This is a genomic window from Vibrio sp. 10N.222.49.C9 (genome assembly GCF_041474985.1).
Lineage (GTDB): Bacteria > Pseudomonadota > Gammaproteobacteria > Enterobacterales > Vibrionaceae > Vibrio > Vibrio crassostreae_C.
Genome location: NZ_JBFRVD010000018.1, coordinates 375,499 through 398,425, shown reverse-complemented (window position 1 = coordinate 398,425; position 22,927 = coordinate 375,499). Strand labels below are relative to the sequence as shown.

Below are 22,927 nucleotides of genomic sequence, written 5' to 3'. Positions count from 1 at the left end.
GTCGGCACACTAAATTCTTTATGCTTTTGTCCGTGTTGTTACTCCCTGTTAAAGAGTGTTGACACCAACAAATCAAATTGTGGTGCCCGGAGGCGGAATCGAACCACCGACACGAGGATTTTCAATCCTCTGCTCTACCGACTGAGCTATCCGGGCAACGGAGCGCTATTAAACGGATTTTCTGCATAACCGTCAACTCCTTTTTTGAAAATAATTAAAAAAACCGTTCGTTCGTTGTTTTTTTATTCAAAAGTGAGGGTTATGTTTTACCTTGGTTAAATTCTTTTTTGAATTGCGTTACTTTTTCGAGGTATCGGCGCGACTCTTTATTTGGATGCTTCTTGGTAAGCGCCCAGTAGGCTTGGCTCGGTTGCAGCGAGTTTAAGTCTTGCATTGCTCGCTTTCTGTCCTTACTGAAGGTATTGAGTACGCCACCAGTACCGCCGTTATAGGCTGAAATCATACTGTATTCAAGCGTTAATGGGTTTTTTACGTCTTTCAAATAACGATTTTTAAGGATGTAAAAGTATGCGGTGCCAGCATCAATGTTGTTTTCTGGATTGAATAAGTACTCAGGGCTTGGTTCACCAGGTTTCTTTTTGACGTGTTCAAATACATCTCGACCAGCGGTTTTAGGTACCACCTGCATAAGACCATAAGCATTAGCCCAGCTTACGGCGTACGGGTTGAAGCTACTCTCTGTCTTGATGATAGCGTAGATTAAATCTTCAGGGATGTCATAACGCTGAGACGCTCGTCGAACGATGTCGGCATATTGATAACTACGCTGGCTAGCGTGGTCGGCCACCATTGGGATTTCAACGTAGTAGGCTTTTTTAAAGTCGACTTCTTTGGTTTTTAGGTTATTCGCGATCAGGTAATCCGCAAACTGGTTCGCTCGCCAAGTCCATTGAATGGGCTTTTTTTCTTGGTCTACGACCTGATTATAGAGGAAAGGTTTGCCTTCTAGCTTGATGCTTTTAGAAGAGAATAGATCGACATGCGCCGGATCATCTGGCGTCAAAAGGGTCGTCATGATCGCATTTTTGAGGTGTTTTTTCGGTTCGGTAGAGGAAACCGTTTCCACCGTTATCAGGCCTTGGCTAAAATTCACTTCTGAACGACTTAAGTAATTATCTATGTATTTCACATAGTTACTCTTACCTGCTATCTTGATTTCACTGCTACCCCAACGTTTTTGAATGTTGCCTGAAAAGCTATCTATTAATGAATCTAGCGCCCCGGTATCTTTTTCAAATTGTCCGGGTAGCTCAGCTAAATTCTTCACAAACCGGTTGGTTGGCTCGTAATTGACATCATAAATGCTTTCGACAAATTCACGGCTGCAGCCAGTTAATAACATGGCTGTTAGGAAGTAACTTAGCTTTTTCATAGTTCCTCATACAAAAATGACATCGCAGCGTTAACCATGATGTCATTAAAAATTGCTTAAATAAATGTCTTATTCGCTTGGTGGAGTATAGCCATCAATTACGACATCTTTACCTTCAAAAAGGAAGTTAACCATCTCAGTTTCAAGAAGTTTACGATGCTCAGGATCCATCATGTTTAGCTTCTTTTCATTGATAAGCATAGTTTGCTTGCTTTGCCATTGTCCCCAAGCTTCTTTAGACACGTTGTCAAAGATACGCTTACCTAAGTCACCTGGGTAAAGTTGAAAATCTAGGCCTTCAGCATCTTTTTGAAGGCGAGCACAAAATACAGTGCGGCTCATAGTGGTTCCTCTTATCGCGTTCGTTGATTCAAACGTCGTCGTTCAGTTCAAAGGGTAGGCTCTCAATAAGCTGCTTTACAGGAGCGGCTAGGCCAATTTCTTCCGGTTTTGATAAGTTATACCAGAGACCTTTAGCCCCTTCCATTATCAAATCTGGTTGTTTATCTAATTTCACTAATACTGGCGTGATATCTAAGTGGTAGTGGCTGAAAGTGTGTCTAAACGCAATCATGGTCTTGATCGAATTGGTTTGAGTGTCTTTGATCGAACGAAGATCTAGTTGATGTTCGATCTCTGCGTTTTCATTTTGAGGGAAACAAAACAATCCGCCCCAGATACCAGATTGAGGGCGCTGTTCGAGCCACACTTGGTTGTCGTGATACAGAATCACAAACCATGTGTCTTTTACTGGCTTTTCTTTCTTAGGCTTTTTGCCAGGGAAGTCGAGCTGTCTATCGAGCTTCTTGGCCTCACACATGCTTTCAATCGGGCACAAGGTGCACTTAGGCTTGCTACGGGTACAAACCATGGCACCCATGTCCATCATTGCTTGGTTGTACTTATCGACATCTTTGTTCGGAGTATGTGCTTCGGCGTGTTCCCAAAGCTGGTTTTCGACTTTCTTTTGCCCCGGCCAACCTTCAACGGCAAAACTTCTCGCAAGCGTTCGTTTTACATTGCCATCAAGAATCGCATGAGGAAGTTTATGAACCGATGATAAGACGGCTGCTGCTGTTGAGCGACCAATCCCCGGTAGCGCGTTCATCTCTTCGATAGACAGCGGAAATTCACCACCATATTGCTCAGCAACGATCTTGGCTGCTTTATGTAGATTGCGAGCTCGTGCGTAATAACCAAGCCCTGTCCATAAGTGGAGTACCTCATCTTGTTCGGCGTTCGCTAGGTCGATAACCGTTGGAAAGCGTTCTAAGAAGCGTTGGTAGTATGGAATCACCGTAGCAACCTGAGTCTGCTGAAGCATGATTTCAGATAGCCAAACGGTGTAGGCGGTTTTGTTTTGTTGCCAAGGCAATTCTTTACGCCCGTAGGCGTCATACCACTTTAATATGGCGGTTGCGAAAGGAGTCACGACATGCTCTATGCTTTGCTATTATTAGAAGCGAAATTGCACCACACTTAACGTTGGATGTAAAACAGACAAATTGTGTGGGAATTTATCCACGGAAAGACTTGCACCGGAGGCAATTCTTTGGATAATCCCCGCTTTGATTAATCAATGTGCAGGCAAAAATCAATGAGTGAAGTGACCACTAACGAATATACTGAAGACGGCAAACTGGTTCGTAAGATCCGTAGCTTTGTTCGCCGCGAAGGCCGCTTAACAAAAGGCCAAGAGAACGCGATGAATGAATGTTGGCCAACAATGGGTATCGACTACAACCCAGAGCTTCTTAACTGGAAAGAAGTATTTGGCAACGATAACCCGGTTGTACTAGAGATTGGCTTCGGTATGGGTGCATCACTGGTTGAAATGGCAAAGAACGCACCTGAGAAAAACTTCTTAGGTATTGAAGTTCATAGCCCGGGTGTTGGTGCGTGTTTAGGTACAGCTCGCGATGCTGGCGTAACTAACCTGCGTGTAATGTGTCACGATGCTGTAGAAGTATTTGAACACATGATCCCAGATAGCAGCCTGCATACTCTGCAACTGTTCTTCCCTGACCCATGGCACAAAGCTCGTCACCATAAACGTCGTATCGTTAAGGCTGAGTTTGCAGAGATGGTTCGCGGCAAGCTTCAACTTGATACTGGTGTTTTCCACATGGCAACAGACTGGGAAAACTACGCAGAACATATGATTGAAGTGATGAACGTAGCTCCAGGCTTCGAAAACATCGCTGAAGATGGTGATTACATCCCTCGTCCGGATGAGCGCCCGCTAACTAAGTTTGAAGCGCGTGGCCACCGTTTAGGTCATGGTGTTTGGGACATTAAGTTCAAGCGTACTAAGTAACTTCGAATCAAATTAAGTGAAGGGTAATCCGACTTAGGGTTTAACCCCTACACTTTATGGGATTGATTAAAGCCAACATTATTGTAATGTTGGCTTTTTTGTCCTTAGGCTTTTATTTCAGTAAAGGCTTAACGACAGAAAGTAATACCAATCACAGTAAGTAAGTGATCAGAAATAGCGTAGGAAAAAGGCTTGAGAACAAGGCAGCATTTTTCGATAAGTAGTTACTCTACAATCAAAAATTCTAACGCAGTTATCGAGCATTTTAACAAGCTAGAGTGAGCAGTTATTTACTACGATTGGTATATGTTACACCCCTACAAAAATAACAATATAGAAGTAAGCGCACATGAAACCAACTCAAGCTATTTTGGCCGAGATCTTAGACGAAGTTCGTCCTTTAATTGGACAGGGAAAGGTCGCTGATTATATCCCTGCACTGGCTCGCGTATCGAACCAGAAACTGGCGATCGCGGTATACACCAATGAAGGTGAGGTGATTAAAGCAGGCGATGCTGAAGAAGCATTTTCTGTGCAATCTATTTCTAAAGCCTTGAGCCTGACGCTAGCTATGGTGCTATATAAGCCTGAAGAGATTTGGCAAAGAGTAGGCAAAGAGCCTTCTGGTCAAGCCTTTAACTCGATGATTCAGCTTGAGATGGAGTATGGTATTCCCCGCAACCCGTTCATCAATGCGGGGGCAATTGTCGTTGCAGACCTACTACAAAGCCGCTTGTCTGCGCCTAGGCACCGCTTGTTAGAGTTTGTGCGTCAGTTATCGGGTGATACTCATATTGTGTATGACAAGGTGGTAGCGGCTTCAGAAATGATGCACAGCGATCGTAATGCTGCCATTGCTTATTTGATGCGTTCATTTGGTAATTTTGAGAATGATGTTATCCCAGTTCTGAATAACTACTTCCACGCTTGTGCGCTTAAAATGACGTGTGTGGATTTGGCAAAAACCTTTAGCTATTTAGCAAACAAAGGCGTGTCGGTTCAAACCAAGAAAGAGATCATCACGCCAGTTCAAACCAAGCAGTTGAATGCTTTGCTTGCGACGTGTGGCTTGTACGATGGGGCTGGTGAGTTTGCCTACCGTGTTGGTATGCCAGGAAAATCGGGCGTTGGTGGCGGTATTATTGCTATCGTTCCTGGCGAAATGACGATTGCGGTGTGGTCTCCAGAGCTTGATCCTTCTGGCAACTCGCTCGCAGGTACTAAGGCTCTAGAGTTGCTTTCAGAGCGAATTGGTCGTTCTATTTTCTAAGAGAAAGATTCGAGCACGGACGTTGTCCTATAGAACGCTTCGCTCCGAGAGAGGGCTATAAAACAAAAAGGGTTGACCCTAAAGCCAACCCTTACGCAATGCTTCTCGAATCTCGAATCTCGAACTACTCGTCTTCTTCTGCCATAAAGGCTTCTAACAGATCATTGAGAAACAGCTTTCCTTTTTCAGTGATCTGCCAGTGAGTGTCGGTTTCCTTCAAGTAGCCTAGCTCTTTTGCCCATTCAATCGTTTTTTGAATCGAGTCAAAACCAAGCCCTGTCGTATCAATGAAATCCTGCTTTGGACATGCTTCCATTAACCTAAAGCGGTTCATGAAAAATTCAAAAGGGCGGTCTTCATTCGGCACTTCAAATTCATCTGATAGATAAGGTTTTACCATGTTTTGGTACGCAGCTAGATAGCCTCTAGGGTGCTTAACCTTAGTGGTACGAACAATGCGTCCATCTGTAAAGCTCAGCTTGCCATGAGAGCCACAGCCAATACCTAGATAGTCACCAAAGCGCCAGTAGTTGAGGTTATGTTGGCACTGATATCCCGGCTTGCTGTAGCCTGAAATTTCGTACTGCACATACCCTGCGTCTGCGAGCTTCTTATGGCCTAGGTCGAAGATATCCCAAAGGTCATCATCATCAGGCAGCGTTGGTGTTTTGTAATAGAACATGGTGTTAGGTTCTATTGTTAGCTGATACCAAGATAAGTGCGGAGGGTCGAGTTCTATCGCTTTATCCAAATCAGCCAACGCTTGTTCAATACTCTGTTCGGGTAAGCCGTGCATTAAGTCTAAATTGAAACTATTCAATCCAATCTTATGCGCTAAATGAGCAGCATTTACCGCTTCATCTTGACCATGAATACGCCCAAGTCTTTCCAGTTTCTCTTGCTCAAAACTTTGCACACCCACCGAGATTCGAGTAATGCCTGCCTTTTGGTAACCTGCAAAACGCTCAGCTTCGATAGTTCCCGGGTTGGCTTCCATGGTGATTTCTATTTCAGGTTTGAACGGGATGCGCTGTTCAATGCCTTGTAACAATCGGCCAATTCCTTCAGGAGAAAACAGGCTTGGGGTACCGCCACCAATAAAGATCGAATGCAGTGGGCGAGGCATACCATTGAGCTGATATTTTTCGATATCAGTATCGAGATCTTCAAGCAGTGCATCGATGTACTCTTTTTCAGGGATCTCGGCTTTCAGAGCGTGAGAGTTAAAATCACAATACGGACACTTTTGTACACACCATGGGATGTGTACATAGAGGCTAAGTGCGGGTGGTATTAGCGCTGCATTGTGCATTACAGAGCTTGCTCCTTGAGAGTCTTGAATAGTGACGCAAGCGCTTTACCACGGTGTGATAGTTGCTTCTTACGCGAAGATTCAAGCTCTGCTGAGGCGCAGTTATCTTCTGGTACAAAGAACACAGGATCGTAGCCAAAGCCATTCTCACCGTGTTCTTCAGTAAGAATACGACCTTCCCATTTACCGTGACACACTAGAGGTGTTGGATCATTCTCGTGACGCATTAGCACCAACACACAGTGGAAACGCGCAGTACGCTTTTCAGTTTCGACACCTTGCATCGCATCTAATAGTTTTTTGATGTTCTGCTTATCGGTTGCCCCTTCACCTGAGTAACGCGCTGAATAGATACCTGGCGCACCATTTAAGTAATCAACCTCTAAACCTGAGTCGTCAGCAATGGCTGGCAGCCCTGTTTCTTTCGCTGCGTGGCGAGCTTTGATGATGGCATTTTCAATGAAAGTCGTTCCTGTTTCAGCGACTTCTGAAACGTTAAATTCACTTTGCGCGACAACGTCAAAACCAAACTCAGACAGAATATCTGCCATCTCGCGAACTTTACCTTGGTTGCCTGTTGCTAAAACAATCTTACTCATGGGAATGTAGCTCTAAATAAGTTAATAAATGAAAAGTAAGGTTTGAGCTTACTCTTCTATATAGAATTTCTGTGTGAAACGCAGTGGACCAGTGCCTTTTAGGCCTGCGTTCACATCGATGTCGAAGGTGATGTTTTCTTCGTGAGTTACGGGGAACTCAGCAAGGTAATAAATCGCATCGCCTTCTTTGATTTCTCGAAACTTCAAAGTACGGGTGTTTCCAACGAGGTTCTTCGCTGTTCCCGTAATTTTAGCCGTTGTCGCAGGCTTGCCTAGAGAAGCCTTGTCTAACACGCTGATGTTGAGGATTGCTGAGTATCCATTTCGCTTAAGTTTGTATTGCTTAGCGACTTGCGAAGTTAAGAACGTGGAATTAAAAGCCGAGTAATGAACCTCGACATCCTTAATGTTCTTAAATTGCCCTGCTGAGCTTGGTAAGGCAACAAGAGCGGTGAGTAGTGCTGTTATCCATAAACGCATAATGACTCCAATAAATAGCAAAAAGCCATCATAGGATGGCTTTGACTTCAGTTGGGATTTGGCTTGGCGAGCATATTCGAACTTGCTTGTGCCTACCGAGATCTCCCTTTTCTATCTTAATTTGCCCTTTTGCGACCTTAAACTGTTTCGCGAGGTATTTCGCTAAATGGGCATTGGCTTTGCCATCAACCGGTGGTGCAGTAATGGCAATTTTCAGTTCCTGACCGTGCAAGCCGACAATTTTGTCTCGGCTTGCTTTGGGTTGGATATAGAGCCTAAGAAGAATATCGTCTTCCTCGGCCCAAACCGCTTTTGGCATCGTCAAAGTACCTGATGTTTGTACTTGAATTATAGCTGATACCAAATAGGGCCAATCATGTCGCCCATTAGGAAGTTCGCAAATTGCAGAACAATGAACAGAACCAGTACGCTTAGGTCGAAGCCACCCATGTCCGGAAGGATACGGCGGATAGGCACTAGCATTGGTTCAGTCAGTTGATGGAATACGTACTCGATTGGACTACGACCTTGGCTTACCCAGCTTAGGATTGCACGGATTAGCAGAACCCAGAAGATCAAACCACCAGCCGCTTTGAGCAGAGACAGTGCACCAAAGATAAGGAAGCTAATATCGAAAACGGCAGCGCCGCCAGAGATAATCAGGTTTAGAGCAACGAACTTAAGTACACACAGCACATAAGCGAAAACAACGGTCGCTAGATCAAGGCTGCCGATTGATGGAATAACTCGGCGTAGTGGGGCAACAACCGGTTGTGTCGCTTTTACGATGAATTGTGAGAATGGGTTGTAGAAATCTGCACGTGATGCTTGTAGCCAGATACGCAAGATCACAACCATGATGTAAAGATCAAAAACGGTCGAGATCAGAAAGCTCATCGAGTTCATATTGTTTCCTTTTTCGGATTTACTTGCCGCTTAGATATAACCCGAGCGACAAAATGCTTAAAACAGTTTTTCCATCTCTTCAGCTCGAGCAACCGCCGCTTGCATGGCTTTGGCTACGATGTCTGATAGTTGATGTTCATTGAACGTGCGCAATGCTTCTGCAGTTGTTCCGCCTTTTGAAGTCACTTGTTCACGCAGTGTTGATAATTCAGTATCTTGGTTTGCTACCACCATCTCTGCCGCGCCTAATGCAGACTGCTGCACTAGCTTACGAGCGGTTTCTTGGTCAAAACCTTGCTTGATTGCTTCAGCTTGCATCGCTTCCATAAACAGGAAGAAGTAAGCCGGAGCGCTACCCGCCGCCGCAATGATGTTGTTGATTCCAGACTCTTGTTCAACCCAACTTACTTCACCAACAGCTTGCATCAGCTGAGATGCAAAGTCTTTATCATTTTGGCTGACCGTTGAATCGGCATAAAGACCGCTCATTCCTTTACCAAGCAGTGATGGCGTGTTTGGCATCACACGAACAAGGTTCAGTTGGCAGTTTAACATCTCATTAAGTCGATTCGCATTAATACCCGCGGCAATTGAGATAACTAGTTTGTTGCTGAAGTCGATATCTTGTAAGGGTTTACATACATCAGCCATCATTTGTGGCTTCACGGATAACACAACAACGTCTGCTTGCTCTGCTGCTGCAATATTATCGCTGGTGGTATTGATGCCGTATTCTTGTTCTAACGGCAGCCTTCTGGTTTCTGAAGGTGCTGTCGCAGTAATCTTTTGCGCTGGGTAACCACTAGCAACTAAGCCAGCTACAATTGAGCGAACCATGTTTCCCGCCCCAATAAAGGCGATGTTCTTATGTACCATATATAAAATCCTGAGCGTGTCGCTGCGCGGATAAGGCGAAGCGGTATCAATACTTGTACTTGTCGTTACTTACTACGGCTATTTCGCGTAATCACGAGCGCCGAAAATAGCTGTTCCAATACGAACCATGGTGCTGCCAGCCTCAACTGCTGCATCCATATCACCACTCATCCCCATCGAAAGGGTATCAATGTCTGAATACTTCGCGGCTAGCTTGTCTTTAAGCTCTGCCAGTTGAGAAAATGCATTAAGCTGAGATTGATAGTCAGATACGTTTGCAGGAATCGACATCAATCCTCTTAAGGTGAGGTTGGGGAGCGATGAAATCAACTCCGCGAGTGCAAAAACTGTCTCTTCTGAGGCTCCAGATTTGGACTCTTCACCACTGGTGTTTACCTGAATCAACACTTGCAAAGGTGGAAGTTCGCTTGGTCGTTGATCATTAAGCCTTTGTGCGATCTTATCGCGATCGACGGAATGCACCCATTGAAAGCTTTCCGCGATTGGGCGGGTTTTATTGGATTGAATTGGACCAATAAAATGCCACTCTAAATTTAGGTTAGAATGTTGTTCTGAAAAGTGTTTTACTTTATCTACACCTTCTTGAACATAGTTTTCACCAAAGGCAACTTGGCCTCCGAGTGCGGCTTCTAGAATCGCATCAATAGGTTTAGTTTTGCTGACGGCTAAAAGTTGCACGGACTCTGGAGCTCGTCCGCACTTTTGCTCAGCACTACGAATCTGTGAGGTGATTTGTTCGATATTTTGTTGAATACTACTCATAGCTGACTTTACTTAAGGGAAAATAAATGGATATCACTGAGTTACTAGATTTTAGTGTAAAGCATAACGCGTCAGATCTACATCTTTCTGCGGGTGTATCTCCAATGGTACGTATAGATGGTGAAGTAAGGAAGCTTGGAATCCCAGCTTTGAGTCATGCTGATGTGCATCGTTTGGTTTTTGAGATCATGAGCGATTCACAACGCGGCGAGTTTGAAGAAAAACTGGAAGTCGACTTCTCTTTTGAATTACCCAATGTTGGTCGCTTTCGTGTTAATGCGTTTAACCAAGCCCGTGGCTGCTCAGCTGTCTTTCGAACTATCCCTGTCGAAATCCCGACTTTAGATCAGTTAGGTGCACCTGAGATCTTCGAAAGGATTGCTAACTACGAAAAAGGGTTAGTGCTCGTCACTGGTCCAACTGGCTCTGGTAAATCAACGACTCTTGCGGCGATGGTTGATTACGTAAATCGCAACCACAATAAGCATATTCTGACGATTGAAGACCCGATTGAATTCGTTCACACCAATAATAAATGCCTAGTCAACCAGCGTGAAGTTCACCGTGATACTCACAGTTTTAAAGCGGCACTGCGCAGTGCCTTACGTGAAGACCCAGACGTGATTCTGGTTGGTGAACTTCGTGACCAAGAGACGATTAGCTTAGCGTTAACCGCAGCAGAAACGGGTCACTTGGTCTTTGGTACTTTGCATACTAGCTCTGCGGCAAAAACCATAGACCGTATTATCGATGTATTCCCGGGTAGCGACAAAGACATGGTGCGTTCAATGTTGTCTGAATCGTTACGTTCGGTGATTGCCCAGAAGCTGTTAAAGCGTGTTGGTGGCGGTCGTGTGGCTTGTCATGAAATCATGATGGCGACACCTGCGATCAGAAACTTGATCCGTGAAGACAAGGTCGCGCAGATGTATTCGATCATTCAAACGGGCGCGGCACACGGTATGCAGACCATGGAGCAAAATGCGAAGCAGTTGATGGCTCAAGGCTTGGTTGATTCAGAAGAGGTCGAGAAAAAGATCGAAATTGAAACCTCAATGTTTTAATCAAGGTGAACAAAATGGAATTGAATCAAATCCTTGAGGGGATGCTATCTCAAAAGGCTTCGGATCTTTATATCACTGTCGATGCTCCAATCCTGTTTCGTGTGGATGGTGAACTGCGACCTCAAGGAGATAAGCTGAATGCGGCTCAAGTATCTCAGCTTCTTGATGCGATGATGGATCAAGACCGACGCGATGAATATCAGCAAACGCGTGAGGCTAATTTTGCCATCGTGCGTGATTTTGGTCGTTTTCGTGTCAGTGCATTCTTTCAACGAGAGCTACCTGGAGCGGTCATTCGACGTATCGAGACTAACATCCCAACCTTTGAGCAACTAAAGCTTCCTGATGTACTACAGGACCTATCAATAGCTAAGCGCGGACTTGTGCTGGTGGTTGGTGCGACAGGCTCTGGTAAATCGACCTCAATGGCTGCAATGACAGGCTATCGCAACACCAATCGCTCGGGACATATCTTGACGGTTGAAGACCCTATTGAATTTGTGCACGAACATAAAAAGTGCATCGTGACGCAGCGTGAGGTCGGGCTCGACACCGAGAGTTACGAGGTCGCGCTTAAGAACTCGCTACGCCAAGCACCAGACATGATCTTGATTGGCGAAATCCGTAGCCGTGAAACCATGGAATACGCGATGACCTTTGCTGAAACGGGCCACTTGTGTATGGCAACACTGCACGCGAATAATGCCAACCAAGCGTTAGAACGTATTCTTCACTTGGTGCCGAAAGAACAGAAAGAGCAGTTCTTGTTTGATCTGTCGATGAACCTGCGTGGTGTCGTCGCTCAGCAATTAATCCGAGATAAGAATGGCAGCGGTCGACATGGTGTGTTTGAGATTCTACTCAACAGCCCGCGAGTGTCTGACTTGATTCGTCGTGGTGAGTTGCATGAACTAAAAGCGACTATGGCTAAATCGAAAGAGATTGGTATGCAGACTTTTGACCAAGCTTTGTATGACTTGGTGCTTGCAGGCAAGATCAATGAAGAAGACGCATTCCACAGTGCTGATTCTGCGAATGACTTACGCTTAATGCTAAAAACCAGACGTGGTGATGATGACTACGGAACCGGAGCTTTGGCTGGCGTGAAGATTGATATGGGTTAGAAGCTATAGGCTTTAACGAAGAACGCCTGAGTTTTGAAACTCAGGCGTTTGAAGGTATTTAATTATTATTCAGCGAACCGTGTTCTCGACGGCTGTCATCGTAATATTTGTTGCCGCTAGTGAAGCTAGAATTGGTTTTACCATCATTCATATACCCAGCACTGCTAGACCCTGTTGAGCTGCATGCTGAAATGGTTAGAGCGGCGAATATTGCTAGAAAAATTTTCATGTGAACTCCCACTTACCTAATAATGAATTGCTTCGACATTACGTCGTAATATCATTATAGGATCACAAAGGAGTTTAATCTTTGAGCACTTAATTTTAGTTAAGAATATTGTGCTTCAAACCAACTCTCTAGAATTACAACAGCTGATTGGTTATCGACATTGCCTTTGCTTAGTGCTTTGTAGCCACCCATTTCAAAAAGGTCGGCCCTTGCTTCTGTCGTAGAAAGTCTTTCATCATGCAGCTCAACATCGACGCCAAAGCGCCCCTTTAGGCGATTGGCAAACTTCTTCGCCCTTGGTGTAATCGCGGCTAGATCTTTACCATGAAGGTCGGTAGGAAGACCAACCACTATAAGATTCGGCTGCCACTCTTTGATTTGTTTTTCTATGTCATCCCAGTTGGGGATACCATCTTTGGCTTTAAAGGCTTTTAAAGGGCTTGCTGTACCTGTGATTTCTTGTCCTATCGCACTGCCGATACTTTTCGTACCGTAGTCAAATGCCATAATTGTTCGTGACATGGGGCTTCCAAATTAATCTGTGTTTGAGAGTGTCTGTTTATTTTATTGATCTGAGTCGGGCTAGGCGTGGCCAGCGTCTGCTGAAAGCTGAGCCGCATTGATGCCTAACATCTGCACTGCGACTTTCCAGCGGTCTGAAATTGGCGTATCGAAGATGACCTTTGGATCGGCTTCAACAGTTAACCATGAGTTCTCGGTCAGTTCGGTTTCCAGTTGTCCCGGTTCCCATCCTGCATACCCAAGTGCGACTAAATAATTCATCGGCTCATCTTCTGTGCCCAACACCATCAAGATATCTTTTGAAGTCGTCACCGAGATTTGATCTGTCATGTTGATGCTGGATTGATAGCTGCCTTTAGGTTTGTGCAAAATAAATCCACGGTCTTCTGCGACCGGTCCACCATTCAATACAGGCTTATCAAGACTTGCTTGGTTGGGTTTTGGCTGATCAGAATCAACCTCAACTTGCTTAAGCATGCTACCGACAGTGACATCAATAGGGGCGTTGATCATCAAACCCATCGCGCCTTCGTCATTGTGCTCACAAAGGTAAATCACCGAATTTTGAAAGTATGGGTCTTTCATTCCGGGCATAGCAACCAGAAAGTGGTTCGTTAAATTCATAGAGCCTCCTGCCAGTGTGTTCCCAGTAAAGGAAAAAGAGCGGCGTAAAGCCGCTCATTGTTCTTTGCCTAGATATTTCTGTGTTTTCGAATAGCTAAGGCTTTCTTTAGTTTAGGCTATTTAGCGTTAACGCGACGCTCAATTGCATCCATTAATTTACCTGTAACTGAAATATCAAAAGCGGCTTCAATTTCACGGATACAAGTAGGGCTAGTCACGTTAATTTCAGTCAGCTTGTCGCCGATAACATCAAGCCCAACAAAGATTAAGCCTTTCTCTTTCAGTGCTGGAGCAACTGCTCTTGCGATAGCCCAGTCTGTTTCACTTAGAGGACGAGCTTCACCTGTACCGCCAGCAGCAAGGTTACCTCGAGTTTCCCCTTTTGCAGGAATACGCGCTAGACAGTAAGGCATTGGCTCACCGTCAACCACAAGAATACGCTTATCACCATTGCTGATGTCTGGAACAAAAGTTTGTGCCATTGCGTAGTTCTGACCGTGGTTGGTCAAGGTTTCAATAATAACTGATACGTTTGGATCGCCTTCTTTCACACGGAAGATAGACGCGCCGCCCATGCCATCAAGTGGTTTTAGAATCACGTCGCCGTGTTCTTCTCGGAACGCTTTAATTTTTTCAGCTTTACGAGTCACGATGGTGGTCGGTGTCAGTTCAGGGAACCATGCCGTGAACAACTTCTCGTTACAGTCACGTAGGCTTTGTGGTTTGTTGACGATCAGTGCGCCGTTCTCTTCAGCACGCTCAAGAATGTAAGTTGCGTAGATGTACTCAGTATCAAACGGAGGATCTTTACGCATTAGTACCGCATCTAAATCGGATAGCGCGATAGTCTGTTCTGATTTGAACTCGTACCAACCGTTTGGATCTTCTTTTAGTTCAACAACCTTAGTGTCAGCAATGGCTACGCCTTGATCTAAATGTAGATCATCCATTTCCATGTAATGGATTTCGTAACCACGACGCTGAGCTTCAAGCATCATGGCAAAGCTAGAGTCTTTTTTGATGTTAATGGATGAAATTGGATCCATTACGATGCCAAGTTTGATCATTTTTTTCTCCTAGCCTAGATCGCCAAAACGGACTTGTAAGGCAGTAATTGCGGTTAGAGCTGCTGTTTCGGTACGAAGTACACGTGGGCCGAGTAGCGTCTCTTCAAATTTGTATTGTTCTGTCATGCCGATTTCTTCAGCCGACAAGCCACCTTCAGGGCCGATCAATAGGCGTACCTTACTGATAGGTTCTGGAAGGGTATTAATTGAGTATTTTGCACGAGGATGTAAGTTCAGCTTTAATGCTTCACTCGGTTCGCTACACCACTCTTCAAGTTGCATGATAGGGCGAATGACTGGAACCGTATTGCGGCCACACTGTTCACACGCCGCGATAGCAATCTTTTGCCACTGTGCGAGTTTTTTCTCGAAGCGTTTTGTATCAAGCTTAACGCCACAGCGCTCTGAAATTAAAGGGGTAATGGTGTTCACACCAAGCTCAACCGATTTCTGAATCGTGAACTCCATTTTGTCGCCACGTGAAATCACTTGGCCTAAATGTAAGTCTAACGGAGATTCGCTGCTGCGTTCGATGCGTTCAGAAACATTAACGGTGACATTTTTCTTTGATACTTCGGCTATCGTCGCAGGGAATTCAGCGCCACTGCCATCAAATAGAAGGACTTCTTGGCCTTCTTTCATGCGAAGGACACGACCAACATGACCCGCGGCATCTTCGCCTAAAGCGAGTGAACCTAACTGATGAATGCGTTCTGGGTGATGAATACGAGGGATTCTCATGCTGGTAAACCTATAAATATGTTCATTTGGGTATTTTGTCTCTGCCTAACATGGATGCTTTTAGTTGAAAAAACAAGGGTAGAGCAAGAGTTTCAGGGGCAATTCTGAAACTCTTGTTTGAGATAGTTAGGAATGTTGATTGTGCGAGCGACGTTATTTACAAGCAGGGTAAACAAATGGGTTGTGATTACCTTGGATGGCATAGATTCGCTCATCACGAGTACATTCCCACTTGTCGACAGGAAATTGCTTGTTCCACGCCATCATTAGGTTGGTTTGTTGCTTAGATAGTTTGAAACCATACTCTTGGCTCATGTAAAGGTAAGTACGCGCGATAGAGCCTTTTGCTCTGTCTGGCGGCATAACTTTACGCTGCTTGAAGTTGACCTGCATTTCACACTGACCATAGCTCACACCATCCATGCCATTCCACTGACTGAAGTTGTAGTTGGAGCGATCACCGTTAACCTCGCCAATGGCCGGAGTTAGGTTGTGAAGGTCGGCTTCCATGGATTTGAATATTTTGTCATTGCGAGTGCAGTTCTTGCGCCCACCATCTTGCCAACACTGACGCTGGTGGCCAAATTGCCAAGCTGGAACCACGTGTTCCCACTCAATTCGACTCGCCCGCTTTTGTTGTTTTCGGACTTGATAGCCACAGCCATCAAGGTCGGGAATGCCTTTCTTTTTGTCCTTCCAAGTAATGTCACAGCCGCAATAAAATGAAGTCGGATGGTCGAGGTAAATCTTCACCGCTTCTCTTTTTGCTTTGGAAAATGAGCTCGGTGGTGCGGCGAGAACGCTTTGGGTTACCAGTAGGCCAAATACTATTGTTAAGTAAAAAGACACAGGTAGGCCAAATGCTTTGATGGTGAGTTTTTGCATAGAAAAAGACTGATAAAAGTATGATAAACATCAGTCTAGCACTCAAAGGATGAGTTTCTCCATTACATTTCTATCATCAACTTAATCGAGTGTTGCTTTCTGAAATAAAAAGGATGGGGTTACCAAATCGAATAGGTGCGAGTCTAGGACTTTAGCTGAGCTGTGTGCCTGTGAAGGATAAGGTTTGATTGCACAGCTGGCAGCGATAGGTCGATTGATTTCGAAGCACTTTATTGTGTCGTCTGATTGATAATGGGTAAGTGGTGCACTCACATCGATATTCAAAGGTTTTCCCTTGAACTGAAGCTATTTCAAAGCTGTGAGTTGTTTTGGCTGGAACGTTGAATACCTTTTCCATCACGTATTTCCACTCGTTTCCGTGAGGCCTAACACGTCCGAAAACCTGATGCGTGATTAGGTGTGCGAGCTCATGCGGCACAACTTCGTTGATGAAGGCGTCTTCATTTTCAGAAAATAGTACGTGGTTGAGCTTAATTTCGTTGAGCTGAAGGTAGGCCTTTCCCGCTGCTTTACCTCTTAACTTGAAGGTGATAGTTGGGTGTGGAAATTCACGAGAGAAATGTTGATTTGCGATAGCTAGGCACTCGGCCAATTTCTTATTTGCTCGATGTTGTTGCGGGGTGTAAGACAAACGTTGTTAACTCCAAATAAAAGACCTCAGCGTTTAAGCCAAGGCCTCATCATAACATTGCTTTTTGATCTAGCGATGCTTTACACGTGATGTTTTTTCTTAATGATCTCGTGATAAGCGTGCCATGTACCATAACCAAGTAGCGGCATGGTGACGATCATTCCGATGCCGTAGGTGGCAAAACCCACCAGAATACCGGCACAAATAATACTTGCCCAAACCACCATTGCAGGAATGTTCGATTTCACGGCATTAAAGCTAGTGAAAATTGCACTCATCACATCAACGCGTCTCTCCATCATTAACGGAATTGAAAATGCTGAGATGCTAAATATGAGGCTTGCGATGACAAAACCAATCACAGAACCCGTAATTAAGAAGGGAGCGAACTCAGCCAATGGTGCGCCTTGCACTGAAGGGTAGAGCGCGTGCAATAACGCAGCGATACGCATCCAGAATATCATCGCAACCATCAACACAATCGCAAAGGCCCATTGGTGGGTCGAGTTGCGAGTGATGGCTTTCATTGAGTGCAGTAGGCTGGCGTTATGGCCTTTTTCTCTTTCCCAAGCTGCGTCATACAAGCCCAGAGCAAGAAACGGCCCTATTAGCATGTACACGATCAGGCTTGGCATTACGACCAAGTGTGTTCCTTGCCATTGGACAAGCTGAACAATGGCGATTGCCGCTCCCATAAAGCACAAACCGTAGAATGCGCTGATTAATGGCATTCTTACTAAGTCATGCAGAGCAAGCGACAACCAATGAAAGGGTGCGGAAATACTGATTTGGTTACAAGGAATGGTGCGAGCGTAATCCTTATCGCTGACCTTGTGTTTTTTATCGTTCAGTTCGGATGGGTGCGCGGTACGAGGCATAGATCCCCCTAGTTAAATAACGTCCTAGTTATAATTCCATAAGGCTCATCGATGTGGCTTGTGTGAGAGTTATGGTGTTGAGCTAAATTGCTCTTTGTCATCCCAGTTTTTGTTCTAGCGTGCATTTAACGAGCGTTATCAGGCTGAATTAATTTAAGTTAAATGTGAGCTTGATCTCTTAGGAGTTACCTTAACTATTGTCAGTAGTGTTAGAAAACACAAATTATCAGCGGTTTTTTATACTAAGTGGTTAACGGTAAAGAAGGGCATTAGAGAAGAGAATGGCGAGTGAAAGTAAGGTAAGTACATAAAAATAAAGCCCTTACTAAGAAGTAAGGGCTTTAAAGAAACAAATCGCAGTGGCTAAATTATTTTAGGCCAGCGAAGTCCGCAAGGATTGCTGCTTTGTCAGTCGCTTCCCAAGGGAACTCTTCACGACCGAAGTGGCCGTATGCAGCAGTCTGCTTGTAGATAGGCTGAAGAAGGTTCAACATCTCTTGAAGACCGTATGGACGTAGGTCGAAGTTTTGACGAACTGCTTCAATGATAATTTCGTGAGCTACTTTTTCAGTACCAAACGTTTCAACCATGATAGATGTTGGATCAGCAACACCGATAGCGTAAGACAGTTGAATCTCACAACGGTCAGCCATGCCAGCAGCAACGATGTTTTTCGCAACGTAACGAGCCGCGTAAGCTGCAGAACGGTCAACTTTTGATGGATCTTTACCAGAGAATGCACCGCCACCATGACGAGCTGCGCCGCCGTAGGTATCAACGATGATCTTACGACCTGTTAGACCACAGTCACCCATTGGGCCACCGATTACGAAACGGCCTGTTGGGTTGATGAAGAAGTTAGTGTCTTTGTTGATCCACTCAGCAGGAAGTACTGGTTTGATGATCTCTTCCATTACTGCTTCACGTAGATCCGGTGTTGTTACTGAATCGCAGTGTTGAGTCGAAAGAACAACAGCGTCGATACCAACGATTTTACCTTGGTCGTATTGGAACGTAACTTGAGATTTCGCATCAGGGCGAAGGAAGTCAAGTTTACCGCTCTTACGTACTTCAGCTTGCTTCTTAACAAGAAGGTGAGAGTAAGTAATTGGAGCCGGCATTAGGATTGGTGTTTCGTTAGTCGCGTAACCAAACATGATGCCTTGGTCGCCTGCGCCTTGCTCTTTAGGGTCTTCTTTATCAACACCTTGGTTGATGTCTGGAGACTGCTTACCAATTGTGTTTAGAACAGCACAAGAGTCAGCGTCAAAGCCCATATCAGAATGAACGTAACCAATTTCACGTACTGTTTCACGAGTGATTTCTTCGATATCAACCCATGCAGACGTTGTTACTTCACCGCCAACCATAACCATGCCGGTTTTAACGTAAGTCTCACAAGCAACACGTGCTTTTGGATCTTGTTCCAAGATGGCATCAAGAACAGCATCAGAGATTTGGTCTGCAATTTTATCTGGATGGCCTTCTGAAACAGATTCAGAAGTGAATAGGTGCTTAGCCATGAGAGCTCCACTTTTAGTTTTTGGTGTAAATAGTTTATGGCGTCGCAAGCTAGGAAGCGCGCCATTAAATACAGTATATTTTGTAGGTGTTTCTACATCTAGACGGCTATTCTAAATTCCAGCGGTCGAATTACAAGCTCTTTTTTATGATATGTCATAACTAATCGTTTGCGTATCGATTGAGATAAGCCACTGCCAAGTGATGTAAATGTTCGAAAATTGCGAAAAATGACCGTTAAAATGCCAGTAAAACGTTTGCAGTCGCAATAGTCGTTTGAGAGAATACCCGCGCTAATTAAAATGAAAACATTAGCACTATCTCTTTTTTAAATCGCTTATGTATCCAGGAGCAGACATGCCTTCTCGTAAAGATCTAGCCAATGCAATCCGCGCACTTAGCATGGACGGTGTTCAACAAGCAAATTCAGGCCACCCAGGCGCACCTATGGGTATGGCTGACATCGCTGAAGTTCTTTGGCGTGGCCACTTGAACCACAACCCAGCAAACCCAGAGTGGGCTGACCGCGACCGTTTTATCCTGTCTAACGGCCATGGTTCAATGTTGATTTACTCTCTGCTTCACCTTGCAGGCTACGAGCTTTCAATTGAAGATCTGAAAAACTTCCGTCAACTGCACTCTAAGACTCCTGGTCACCCAGAGTACGGTTACGCTCCTGGTATCGAGACAACGACGGGTCCTCTAGGTCAAGGCATCACTAACGCTGTTGGTATGGCAATGGCAGAGAAAGCACTGGCTGCACAGTTCAACAAAGAAGGCCACGACATCGTAGACCACTACACTTATGCATTCATGGGTGATGGCTGTCTGATGGAAGGTATCTCTCACGAAGCATGTTCACTAGCTGGTACGCTAGGTCTTGGTAAGCTAGTTGCTTTCTGGGATGACAACGGTATCTCTATCGATGGTGAAGTGGAAGGTTGGTTCTCTGACGATACACCTAAGCGTTTTGAAGCTTACGGCTGGCATGTAATCCCAGCGGTAGATGGTCACGACTCTGACGCTATCAATGCAGCAATTGAAGCGGCTAAAGCGGACCCTCGTCCAACACTTATCTGTACTAAAACTATCATCGGTTTTGGTTCTCCAAACAAGGCAGGTACGCACGACTGTCACGGTGCCCCACTAGGCGCTGATGAAATCACAGCAACTAAAGCGGCACTGGGTTGGGAACACGGTCCTTTCGAAATCCCAGCAGATATCGCAGCTGAGTGGAATGCAAAAGAAGCAGGCGCAGCGAAAGAAGCAGCGTGGAATGCTAAGTTTGACGCATACGCAGCGGCTTACCCTGAGCTAGCAGCAGAATTCAAACGTCGCACTAACGGCGAACTTCCAGCTGAGTGGGAAGAGAAAGCAAACGCAATCATTGCTGATCTTCAAGCTAACCCTGCAAACATTGCTTCACGTAAAGCATCTCAAAATGCTCTAGAAGCGTTTGGTCAAATGCTTCCAGAATTCATGGGCGGCTCTGCTGACCTAGCGCCTTCCAACCTAACTATGTGGTCTGGCTCTAAGTCTCTTGAAGCAACTGACTTCTCTGGTAACTACATCCACTACGGTGTACGTGAATTCGGTATGACGGCTATCATGAACGGCATCGCTCTGCACGGTGGTTTCGTACCATACGGCGCAACGTTCCTAATGTTCATGGAATACGCGCGTAACGCAATGCGTATGGCTGCTCTGATGAAAGTTCAGAACATCCAAGTTTACACGCACGACTCTATCGGCTTAGGCGAAGATGGTCCTACTCACCAACCGGTTGAACAGATCGCTTCTCTACGTCTAACGCCAAACATGAGCACATGGCGCCCATGTGACCAAGTTGAGTCTGCTGTTGCTTGGAAACTGGCTATTGAGCGTAAAGATGGTCCTTCATCTTTAATCTTCTCTCGTCAAAACCTTGCACAACAAGATCGTAATGCTGAGCAAGTAGCTAACATCGCTAAGGGTGGTTACATCCTGAAAGATTGTGAAGGCAAGCCTGAGCTAATCATCATTGCAACAGGTTCTGAAGTTGAGCTTGCTGTTGAAGCTGCTGCACAGTTAACCGCTGAAGGTAAAGCAGTACGCGTAGTATCTATGCCTGCAACTGACGCGTTCGACAAGCAAGATGCTGAATACCGTGAGTCTGTACTTCCATCTGACGTTACTGCTCGTATCGCAGTAGAAGCTGGCATCGCTGACTTCTGGTACAAGTACGTTGGTTTCGGTGGCAAGATCATCGGTATGACAACGTTCGGCGAATCTGCACCAGCAGGCGAGCTATTCAAGATGTTCGGTTTCACTACTGAAAACGTAGTAAACACCGCGAAAGAGCTTCTTGCTTAATCATTGATTGCTAGCTTAGTGCTAACAATGAAATGAATAAAAAAACCGAGCGCTGAGCTCGGTTTTTTGTCTCTGGGATTTGTTTCTCCTAGACTCATCTCTATAAGCAACAGATCAATCTGTCATGAACAAGCTGAGTTATTCAAGTAATGCCTTTTGGGTAGGATTCAGTTATCATCTGTTGCACGAAATTTTGGTTAGATGTACGGAACTATGCTAAAAGTCGCGATAAATGGATTTGGACGAATAGGGCGTAATGTATTGCGCGCTGTCTATGAAAGTGGCAAAAGCCAACAAATCAAAGTAGTAGCGGTCAATGAGCTTGCTCAGCCTGACGCTATGGCTCACCTATTGCAGTACGACACCAGTCACGGCCGCTTCGGTAAGAAAATCTCTAACGATCAAGAGCACATTTATGTCCATCATGGCATTGGTGCTGAAGACAAGGGTGAGTTTGATACCATTCGTATCTTACATCTTGCTGATATTGAGCTGTTGCCTTGGCGTGACCTTGAGGTGGATATCGTTCTCGATTGTACCGGTGTTTATGGTTGCCGAGATGACGGCCTCGCGCACATTGCTGCAGGGGCGAAAAAGGTACTGTTTTCTCACCCCGGTGCCAATGACCTCGATAACACCATTATCTATGGTGTGAACCACGATACCATCGAAGCGGACCACCAAATCGTTTCCAATGGTTCGTGCACCACCAACTGTATTGTCCCTATCATTAAGGTTCTTGATGACGCCTTTGGTATCGAGTCCGGTACGATTACGACTATTCACTCTTCAATGAATGATCAACAAGTTATCGATGCGTACCACAGCGATTTGCGTCGTACTCGAGCAGCAAGCCAATCGATCATTCCTGTCGATACCAAGTTGCATAAAGGTATTGAAAGAATCTTCCCGAAATTTTCCAACAAATTTGAAGCTATATCTGTGCGTGTGCCGACGGTAAACGTAACAGCGATGGATTTAAGTGTCACAATTAATGCAAATGTGAAAGTTAATGACGTAAATCAAACCATTGTTAATGCATCCCAGTGTACATTACACAATATAGTTGACTATACTGAAGCGCCGCTCGTTTCCATCGACTTTAATCACGATCCCCATAGCGCAATCGTTGATGGTTCACAAACGCGAGTGAGCAACGGCCACTTAGTTAAAATGCTAGTGTGGTGTGATAATGAATGGGGCTTTGCGAACCGAATGCTGGATACGGTTCTTGCAATGCAAGCTTCTGAAGGCAAGAAGTAAGACCTAGAAGCAAATGTGCGGATTATTTATTTTTTAGCTTGAAATAAATACTAAGAGTCCACATATTAT

Annotated in this window: 24 protein-coding genes and 1 tRNA gene; 6 read left to right on the top strand and 19 right to left on the bottom strand. The window is 45.0% G+C overall.

The window, feature by feature from the left end:
• Positions 1-80 precede the first annotated feature (80 nt).
• The 4 genes from AB4585_RS08255 to mutY all read right to left on the bottom strand — a co-directional run bounded on the left by AB4585_RS08255 (position 81) and on the right by mutY (position 2,825).
• Positions 81-156: transfer RNA gene (locus tag AB4585_RS08255), tRNA-Phe, on the bottom strand.
• A 103-nt stretch (positions 157-259) separates the two neighbouring features.
• A complete protein-coding gene (gene mltC / locus AB4585_RS08250; protein WP_017063191.1) occupies positions 260-1,393 on the bottom strand; it encodes a membrane-bound lytic murein transglycosylase MltC in 1,134 nt (377 codons plus the stop codon).
• A 69-nt stretch (positions 1,394-1,462) separates the two neighbouring features.
• Positions 1,463-1,735: an oxidative damage protection protein gene (locus tag AB4585_RS08245; protein ID WP_010435637.1), complete on the bottom strand. Its 273-nt coding sequence runs from the start codon at positions 1,733-1,735 to the stop codon at positions 1,463-1,465.
• A gap of 28 nt (positions 1,736-1,763) precedes the next feature.
• Positions 1,764-2,825, bottom strand: a complete 1,062-nt coding sequence (gene mutY, locus AB4585_RS08240; protein ID WP_065584120.1) for an A/G-specific adenine glycosylase — start codon at positions 2,823-2,825, stop codon at positions 1,764-1,766.
• 165 nt (positions 2,826-2,990) lie between these two features.
• Between mutY and trmB the strand changes: the two genes are divergently transcribed.
• Together trmB and glsB are read left to right on the top strand one after the other, a co-directional pair.
• Positions 2,991-3,710, top strand: a complete 720-nt coding sequence (trmB, locus tag AB4585_RS08235; protein WP_017062250.1) for a tRNA (guanosine(46)-N7)-methyltransferase TrmB — start codon at positions 2,991-2,993, stop codon at positions 3,708-3,710.
• Positions 3,711-4,059: 349 nt separating this feature from the next.
• Positions 4,060-4,980, top strand: coding sequence for a glutaminase B (glsB, locus tag AB4585_RS08230; RefSeq protein ID WP_017062249.1), 921 nt, complete (start codon positions 4,060-4,062; stop codon positions 4,978-4,980).
• Positions 4,981-5,104: 124 nt separating this feature from the next.
• Here glsB and hemW read toward each other — a convergent pair whose 3' ends face one another.
• The 7 genes from hemW to AB4585_RS08195 all read right to left on the bottom strand — a co-directional run bounded on the left by hemW (position 5,105) and on the right by AB4585_RS08195 (position 9,936).
• Positions 5,105-6,292, bottom strand: a complete 1,188-nt coding sequence (gene hemW / locus AB4585_RS08225) for a radical SAM family heme chaperone HemW (protein WP_017067796.1) — start codon at positions 6,290-6,292, stop codon at positions 5,105-5,107.
• The gene (locus AB4585_RS08220; protein WP_017062247.1) at positions 6,292-6,891 is read right to left on the bottom strand and encodes an XTP/dITP diphosphatase; all 600 of its coding nucleotides are present in this window, start codon (positions 6,889-6,891) and stop codon (positions 6,292-6,294) included. Before AB4585_RS08220 ends, hemW begins: the two co-directional genes overlap by 1 nt.
• A 48-nt stretch (positions 6,892-6,939) precedes the next feature.
• Entirely contained in the window at positions 6,940-7,371 is a 432-nt protein-coding gene (locus AB4585_RS08215; RefSeq protein WP_017062246.1) for a DUF4426 domain-containing protein, read from the bottom strand.
• Between the two features lie 28 nt (positions 7,372-7,399).
• On the bottom strand, positions 7,400-7,690 hold the full coding sequence (gene yggU / locus AB4585_RS08210) for a DUF167 family protein YggU (protein ID WP_017067797.1): 291 nt from the start codon (positions 7,688-7,690) through the stop codon (positions 7,400-7,402).
• A 29-nt stretch (positions 7,691-7,719) separates the two neighbouring features.
• Positions 7,720-8,277, bottom strand: coding sequence for a YggT family protein (locus tag AB4585_RS08205; protein ID WP_017067798.1), 558 nt, complete (start codon positions 8,275-8,277; stop codon positions 7,720-7,722).
• Between the two features lie 57 nt (positions 8,278-8,334).
• A complete protein-coding gene (gene proC / locus AB4585_RS08200; protein ID WP_372169532.1) occupies positions 8,335-9,153 on the bottom strand; it encodes a pyrroline-5-carboxylate reductase in 819 nt (272 codons plus the stop codon).
• Between the two features lie 78 nt (positions 9,154-9,231).
• On the bottom strand, positions 9,232-9,936 hold the full coding sequence (locus AB4585_RS08195; RefSeq protein ID WP_372169530.1) for a YggS family pyridoxal phosphate-dependent enzyme: 705 nt from the start codon (positions 9,934-9,936) through the stop codon (positions 9,232-9,234).
• Positions 9,937-9,962: 26 nt separating this feature from the next.
• On the opposite strand from AB4585_RS08195, the gene AB4585_RS08190 reads away from it, so the two are divergent.
• Together AB4585_RS08190 and AB4585_RS08185 are read left to right on the top strand one after the other, a co-directional pair.
• Positions 9,963-11,000, top strand: coding sequence for a type IV pilus twitching motility protein PilT (locus AB4585_RS08190; RefSeq protein WP_017062242.1), 1,038 nt, complete (start codon positions 9,963-9,965; stop codon positions 10,998-11,000).
• A gap of 14 nt (positions 11,001-11,014) precedes the next feature.
• Entirely contained in the window at positions 11,015-12,124 is a 1,110-nt protein-coding gene (locus AB4585_RS08185; RefSeq protein ID WP_372169528.1) for a PilT/PilU family type 4a pilus ATPase, read from the top strand.
• 328 nt (positions 12,125-12,452) lie between these two features.
• Here the strand turns inward: AB4585_RS08185 and ruvX are convergent, their stop codons facing one another.
• The 8 genes from ruvX to metK all read right to left on the bottom strand — a co-directional run bounded on the left by ruvX (position 12,453) and on the right by metK (position 19,245).
• Positions 12,453-12,875 carry a Holliday junction resolvase RuvX gene (ruvX, locus tag AB4585_RS08180; protein ID WP_004735480.1) on the bottom strand — a complete coding sequence of 141 codons (423 nt, stop codon included), beginning with the start codon at positions 12,873-12,875 and terminating at the stop codon, positions 12,453-12,455.
• Positions 12,876-12,935: 60 nt separating this feature from the next.
• Positions 12,936-13,499: a YqgE/AlgH family protein gene (locus AB4585_RS08175; RefSeq protein ID WP_102333139.1), complete on the bottom strand. Its 564-nt coding sequence runs from the start codon at positions 13,497-13,499 to the stop codon at positions 12,936-12,938.
• 116 nt (positions 13,500-13,615) lie between these two features.
• On the bottom strand, positions 13,616-14,566 hold the full coding sequence (gshB, locus tag AB4585_RS08170) for a glutathione synthase (RefSeq protein WP_004735482.1): 951 nt from the start codon (positions 14,564-14,566) through the stop codon (positions 13,616-13,618).
• A gap of 9 nt (positions 14,567-14,575) precedes the next feature.
• A complete protein-coding gene (rsmE, locus tag AB4585_RS08165; protein WP_017062238.1) occupies positions 14,576-15,307 on the bottom strand; it encodes a 16S rRNA (uracil(1498)-N(3))-methyltransferase in 732 nt (243 codons plus the stop codon).
• Between the two features lie 153 nt (positions 15,308-15,460).
• On the bottom strand, positions 15,461-16,192 hold the full coding sequence (locus AB4585_RS08160; protein WP_136981608.1) for an endonuclease: 732 nt from the start codon (positions 16,190-16,192) through the stop codon (positions 15,461-15,463).
• 151 nt (positions 16,193-16,343) lie between these two features.
• Positions 16,344-16,844 (bottom strand): SprT family zinc-dependent metalloprotease, encoded by a 501-nt coding sequence (locus AB4585_RS08155; protein WP_017067801.1) that lies wholly within the window; start codon positions 16,842-16,844, stop codon positions 16,344-16,346.
• 80 nt (positions 16,845-16,924) lie between these two features.
• Positions 16,925-17,722, bottom strand: a complete 798-nt coding sequence (locus AB4585_RS08150; RefSeq protein ID WP_017067802.1) for a DUF2189 domain-containing protein — start codon at positions 17,720-17,722, stop codon at positions 16,925-16,927.
• A gap of 368 nt (positions 17,723-18,090) precedes the next feature.
• Positions 18,091-19,245 carry a methionine adenosyltransferase gene (gene metK, locus AB4585_RS08145; RefSeq protein WP_017062234.1) on the bottom strand — a complete coding sequence of 385 codons (1,155 nt, stop codon included), beginning with the start codon at positions 19,243-19,245 and terminating at the stop codon, positions 18,091-18,093.
• A 355-nt stretch (positions 19,246-19,600) separates the two neighbouring features.
• Between metK and tkt the strand changes: the two genes are divergently transcribed.
• Positions 19,601-21,595, top strand: a complete 1,995-nt coding sequence (gene tkt / locus AB4585_RS08140) for a transketolase (RefSeq protein WP_048605833.1) — start codon at positions 19,601-19,603, stop codon at positions 21,593-21,595.
• A 213-nt stretch (positions 21,596-21,808) separates the two neighbouring features.
• Positions 21,809-22,858 (top strand): erythrose-4-phosphate dehydrogenase, encoded by a 1,050-nt coding sequence (epd, locus tag AB4585_RS08135; RefSeq protein WP_032545627.1) that lies wholly within the window; start codon positions 21,809-21,811, stop codon positions 22,856-22,858.
• The last annotated feature ends 69 nt before the right edge of the window (positions 22,859-22,927 follow it).